5 protein-coding genes and 1 other RNA gene are annotated in these 5,300 nt (G+C 54.6%); 2 read left to right on the forward strand and 4 right to left on the reverse strand.

Translation table 11 applies throughout. The features are described 5' to 3' along the window. Positions 1-7: 7 nt before the first annotated feature. Entirely contained in the window at positions 8-907 is a 900-nt protein-coding gene (locus RTK32_RS03430) for a LysR family transcriptional regulator ArgP (RefSeq protein WP_312042112.1), read from the reverse strand. 198 nt (positions 908-1,105) lie between these two features. On the opposite strand from RTK32_RS03430, the gene rpiA reads away from it, so the two are divergent. Next, positions 1,106-1,765, forward strand: a complete 660-nt coding sequence (gene rpiA / locus RTK32_RS03435; protein ID WP_312042113.1) for a ribose-5-phosphate isomerase RpiA — start codon at positions 1,106-1,108, stop codon at positions 1,763-1,765. Between the two features lie 372 nt (positions 1,766-2,137). Continuing rightward, entirely contained in the window at positions 2,138-3,373 is a 1,236-nt protein-coding gene (gene serA / locus RTK32_RS03440) for a phosphoglycerate dehydrogenase (RefSeq protein WP_312042114.1), read from the forward strand. A gap of 552 nt (positions 3,374-3,925) precedes the next feature. Here the strand turns inward: serA and RTK32_RS03445 are convergent. The 3 genes from RTK32_RS03445 to zapA all read right to left on the reverse strand — a co-directional run bounded on the left by RTK32_RS03445 (position 3,926) and on the right by zapA (position 5,162). Next, positions 3,926-4,522, reverse strand: coding sequence for a 5-formyltetrahydrofolate cyclo-ligase (locus tag RTK32_RS03445; RefSeq protein WP_312042115.1), 597 nt, complete (start codon positions 4,520-4,522; stop codon positions 3,926-3,928). Between the two features lie 84 nt (positions 4,523-4,606). After that, a non-coding RNA gene (gene ssrS, locus RTK32_RS03450) (6S RNA) lies at positions 4,607-4,791 on the reverse strand. Between the two features lie 41 nt (positions 4,792-4,832). Further along, a complete protein-coding gene (gene zapA, locus RTK32_RS03455) occupies positions 4,833-5,162 on the reverse strand; it encodes a cell division protein ZapA (protein ID WP_125287340.1) in 330 nt (109 codons plus the stop codon). Positions 5,163-5,300: the final 138 nt, after the last annotated feature.

The raw sequence follows: 5,300 nt of genomic DNA on the forward strand, positions 1-5,300 counted from the left end.
CGGGGCGCTATTCGCTCTGGCGCAGGACACGATGGCCGTGAGCAATCAGCGCGTCGGTGACTTTACGCATCAGGCGGCTTTCCGGCGCAAATCGATGCCAGTACAGCATACGGCGCTGGAACAAGCCTGGCGTCAGGTCGATCAGTTCGCCTTCCGCCAGCTCTCGTTCAATCTGCAGATGCGGGATCATACAGCAGGTGGTGCCCTGGCGCGCCAGCTGCACAAAAGCCTCTGACGAATTCACGATATGGCACGGTACGCTGCCGGGCGACAAATCGAAATTCTGCTGTAAAAACGCCTGGTGCATATCATCAAGATGATCGAACGCCACCGCTGGCGCTTTTAGCAGCGCGGAACGGGTCACGCCATTTGGGAAGTAGCGTGCGGCAAACTCTTTCGAGCCGACAAACAGATAATCCAGCGCGCCGAGCTGGTCTACCAGGCAGCTTGGCAGCGGCTGCGGCTGAATACTTACCGCACCGACCACTTCGCCGCGCCGCAGGCGTTCCTGCGTGCGGGTTTCGTCTTCCACCTGAAGATTCAGACGCACCGGGGAATCGCTCAGCACCGTTTTCAGGGCAGGCAGCAGCCACGTCGCCAGGCTGTCCGCATTCACCGCCAGTGACAGCAGCAATGGCGTGGTGCCACTGTTGTCATCGCCGCCCAGCCACTCTTCTTCCAGCAGCTCGACCTGGTGTAGTAGCGCCAGTAATTTCTGCCCCTGTTCGGTAGGACGAGGCGGTACGGTACGCACCAGCAGTGGCTGCCCAAACATATTTTCCAGCTGCTTGATACGCTGGGAAACGGCTGACTGAGTGATACAAAGCTTTTGCGCTGCGCGTTCAAAACCGCGCTCGCGAATGACCGCATCCAGCGCCTGAAGCGTTCGATAGTCCGGGCGTTTCATTGTTGTTTTAGCTCTCTTTCAGGTGTGGAATCTGCACTATGCCATATTTTTGCCATTTTGCCCTGCGCTTAAACCCGGCGGCACGGTTTTGCGGCCTTGCTTCCAGAGTGACAACAAATGGCGTCACGGAGCGGTTTTTTCAGCGAGGGTTGTTTTATACTGTCGCCACACAGTAGCAGCACGGATTCTAAACTTACCATGACGCAGGATGAACTGAAAAAAGCCGTTGGCTGGGCCGCGTTAAACTATGTTGAGCGTGGCACTATCGTTGGCGTGGGCACCGGATCGACCGCCGCTCACTTTATTGATGCGCTGGGCTCGATCAAAAACGAGATTGAGGGCGCAGTTTCCAGCTCGGAAGCCTCCACGCTCCGGCTGAAAAGCTTAGGCATCCCGGTTTTCGATCTGAACGAGGTCGACTCGCTGTCGGTTTACGTTGATGGCGCTGATGAAATCAACGGCGCAATGCAGATGATTAAAGGCGGCGGCGCGGCGCTGACCCGTGAAAAAATCATTGCCGCGGTGGCGAAGAAATTTGTCTGCATTGCCGACGAATCCAAGCAGGTCGACGTACTGGGCAGGTTTCCGCTACCGGTGGAAGTGATTCCTATGGCCCGTAGCTTTGTAGCGCGCGAGCTGGTCAAGCTGGGTGGCCTGCCGGAATACCGTCAGCATGTGGTCACCGATAACGGTAATGTCATTCTGGACGTGCATAACCTGAAAATTCTGGATGCCGTCACGCTGGAAAAAGCCATCAACGCTCTGCCTGGCGTAGTGACGGTAGGGCTTTTCGCTACCCGTGGCGCGGACGTAGCGCTAATCGGCACGGCGAACGGCGTAAAGACATTGCGTGAGTAAGGCGGTAGCCTGACCGCTCCCGCGGGAAAGGTAGATGCCGCAAATGTTAATGGTGGCGGTCATAAGTCATAGAAAAACGATCTTACCGGCGAGGCTATCGCGCCGGTTAATTTTTAGAAAAAAATACCTTTTCTTTTTCGCATTAAATTTGGTGACTTATGTCACGGAATTTCCCCCGGCTTCGCGATCCTGCTGATGATGCTTCGCGTCCCATGATTATCTGCCAATTTATGCTGATGCGCGCTGTAGCCATACTGGCCTGAAAGCAATCGTTTGTATTGCTGCGAGCGTAAATTTTGATATTTTGACAGAAGGCTGACTTATCACACACCGGGTCAGCCACTTCTGAAGTCTGCTGAATAGGGTCGGGAAATGGCAAAAGTATCACTGGAGAAAGACAAGATTAAGTTCCTGCTGGTCGAAGGCGTACACCAGAGTGCGATTGAAAATCTTCGGGCGTCAGGCTACACCAATATCGAATTTCACAAGGGCGCCCTGGACAGCGAAGCGCTGAAAGAAGCGATCCGCGATGCGCATTTTATTGGCATCCGCTCGCGTACCAACCTGACCGAAGAGATCTTTGCCGCGGCAGAAAAACTCGTGGCGGTTGGCTGTTTCTGTATCGGCACTAACCAGGTCGATTTGCAGGCGGCAGAAAAACGCGGTATCCCGGTATTCAATGCGCCATTCTCCAACACCCGATCCGTAGCAGAACTGGTGATCGGCGAGCTGCTGCTGATGCTGCGCGGCGTACCGGCAGCCAACGCCAAAGCACACCGCGGTATCTGGAACAAGCTGGCGGTCGGTTCTTATGAAGCACGCGGCAAAAAACTCGGCATTATTGGCTATGGCCATATCGGTATGCAGCTGGGCGTGCTGGCGGAAAGCCTGGGGATGCACGTCTATTTCTATGATATCGAAAGCAAGCTGCCGCTGGGCAACGCGACGCAGGTTCGCTACCTTTCCGAATTGCTGAATATGAGTGACGTGGTCAGTCTGCACGTGCCGGAAACGGCTTCTACCCAGAATATGATGGGCGCAGAAGAACTGGCAATGATGAAGCCAGGTTCGCTGCTGATCAACGCTTCCCGTGGCACCGTGGTAGATATTCCGGCGCTGTGTAAAGTGCTGGCAGACAAGCATCTGGCCGGCGCGGCAATCGACGTTTTCCCGGAAGAGCCGGCAACCAACGCCGATCCGTTTAATTCGCCGCTGTGTGAATTTGATAACGTGATCCTGACGCCGCACATCGGCGGTTCAACGCAGGAAGCACAGGAAAATATCGGTATCGAGGTGGCGGGAAAACTGGCGAAATATTCTGATAACGGCTCGACGCTGTCAGCGGTTAACTTCCCGGAAGTCTCCCTGCCGATGCATGGACAACAAAGTCGTCTGCTGCATATTCACGAGAATCGTCCTGGCGTGTTGACTGCCATCAACAATATCTTTGCTGGCCAGGGCATCAACATCGCCGCACAGTATCTGCAAACCACGCCGCAGATGGGTTATGTGGTCATTGATATCGATGCGACCAAAGACGTGGCCGATAATGCGATTCAGCTGATGAAGGCGATCCCAGGTACTATCCGCGCTCGTTTACTTTACTGATGACGCCCGGCGTCCCCGCTCGTGGGACGCCTTTGCTGCCGCAGCTACCCGCTTTGGCATTGCTATCAAAAGCGCCACTGCCACTGCCACGGGCATGGCGTTGCGACCCGTAGTGCGTCCGCCAGCAGCTATGGCGCTGCTATCAACAGTGATTTTGCCAACGGGCAGTGCGCTGCTATTAACAGTGCCTTTGCCAGCGGGTAGGGTGCTGCTATCAACAATGATTTTGCCAACGGGCAGGGCGCTGCTATCAACAGTGATTTTGCCAACGGCCAGGGCGCTGCTATCAACAGTGAATTTGCCAACGGGCAGGGCGCTTCTATTAACAGTGCCTTTGCCAGCGGCCAGAACATGGCTATCAACTGTGCCTTTGTCAGCGGCGATGTCCCGGTGACCAATAGTGCCGCTGCCAGCGGCTATGGCGTTGCTGTCAGTAGTAGATTCTCATTGGCTCTGACCCTGCTATCAATACTGCCGTTGCAATTGTGATTGGCACGACCGCTCCTGTTACAACTGCTCCCGCTATCACATCTGTTACCGCCGCTGCTGACGCTACCGCTCTTGCCACTGCCAGAGCCGCGAAGGCGTGATTATCGCTGGCAGCGGCACATCCCATTCCGCTACGGGCAAGGCTTCTACCTGCTGGCAGTCGTGTGCCAGGCCAATCGGCAACAGGCCATGTTGCGGCCAGTGCTGCAAGGTGCGGTCATAAAAGCCGCCGCCCATCCCCAAACGCTGCCCGGAGCGGTCGAATGCGACTAACGGCACCATGATGATATCCAGCTCGTCCAGCGTCGCCAGATTGCGTATGTCCAGCGGCGGTTCAGGGATACGCAAGCGGTTAGGTTTTAACAGCGTTTTCGTGTCGTAGCGCAGAAAAAGCAGCTGGCCGCGTGCGAAAGGATGCAATACGGGCAGGTAGACTTCCTGATGATGCTGCCAGAGTTTGGCGATCAATGGACGAGTATTGAGTTCGCCGTCAAATGACAGGAACAGCGCGATTTTGCGGGCTTGCTGGACGGGCTGGAAGCTAAGCGCATGGTCGGCGACCGCTACGGCAGCCAGATGTTGCTGGTCGGGCGTCAGCTCACGACGCAAATGGCGGATATGAGTACGAATATCCTGACGATCGAGAAGGCTGAGGGTCATCAGTTTCACCGTGTCGGAGGCTTAATTAAGAGCAGGGAACCTGAAAGCATCAGGAAAAGCAGAGCTTGTCAGGGGGTATAGAAGGGGATCTCCGAGATGCCGCCGCAGGCTGTAACCCTTGAACCCTTGGTTCAAGGTGAGTGTACCGTCATAACCATCAGGCTTCTCGGACGGACCGAGCATGCACACAGGTTACAGAGCGCCACACTCTGTTTGGTATGAAATATCGGCTCAGGGGACTGGCCCGCTTGCAAACACCTCAGAGAATTTTTTACATCACCGTTACTTTAACACAGATAACGTTAACGTGTTATTCGAATTGCGTTCCGGTTCTTTCCGTAATGCGACCTTGTTCAAGCAGTGCCTGCTCGATGGTCTGCTGCAACATACGGATACGCTGTTCCATATTACTGGCATAATCACGGGTTTTCATCTTTTCCTGCGCTAACTCGTGGCAGATGTTCAACGCGGCGATAAAAACTAATTGCTCAGTATTGGTGACTCTAGTGCGAACTTTAAGATCTTGCAACCGTTGATTAAGGTCTTCGGCGGCCAGATTCAGCGCATCTTGCTGTTCAGGCGGACAATTTACTCTTAAGGAACGGCCAAAAATTTGAATATCTACGGGCTGTGCAGACATAAAACCATCCTGACTGATTACTTCGCCGGTAATCTCCCTTGCCGCTCAATGGCTTGGGAGGGGCGCAACTATATCTACCCCTGGCAGAAGAAACAACCCCTTTCTGGAATCAAAGAGGCACCTGGTGGTAGCATAACA

Origin of the sequence: Erwinia sp. (assembly GCF_031978025.1) — a bacterium.
Taxonomy (GTDB): Bacteria; Pseudomonadota; Gammaproteobacteria; order Enterobacterales; family Enterobacteriaceae; genus Erwinia.

What these genes read in the sequence shown, in the direction of transcription:
- zapA (WP_125287340.1), bottom strand. Translation starts at nt 5,162, where the DNA reads ATGTCTGCACAGCCCGTAGATATTCAAATTTTTGGCCGTTCCTTAAGA.
- serA (WP_312042114.1), top strand. Translation starts at nt 2,138, where the DNA reads ATGGCAAAAGTATCACTGGAGAAAGACAAGATTAAGTTCCTGCTGGTC.
- RTK32_RS03445 (WP_312042115.1), bottom strand. Translation starts at nt 4,522, where the DNA reads ATGACCCTCAGCCTTCTCGATCGTCAGGATATTCGTACTCATATCCGC.
- RTK32_RS03430 (WP_312042112.1), bottom strand. Translation starts at nt 907, where the DNA reads ATGAAACGCCCGGACTATCGAACGCTTCAGGCGCTGGATGCGGTCATT.
- rpiA (WP_312042113.1), top strand. Translation starts at nt 1,106, where the DNA reads ATGACGCAGGATGAACTGAAAAAAGCCGTTGGCTGGGCCGCGTTAAAC.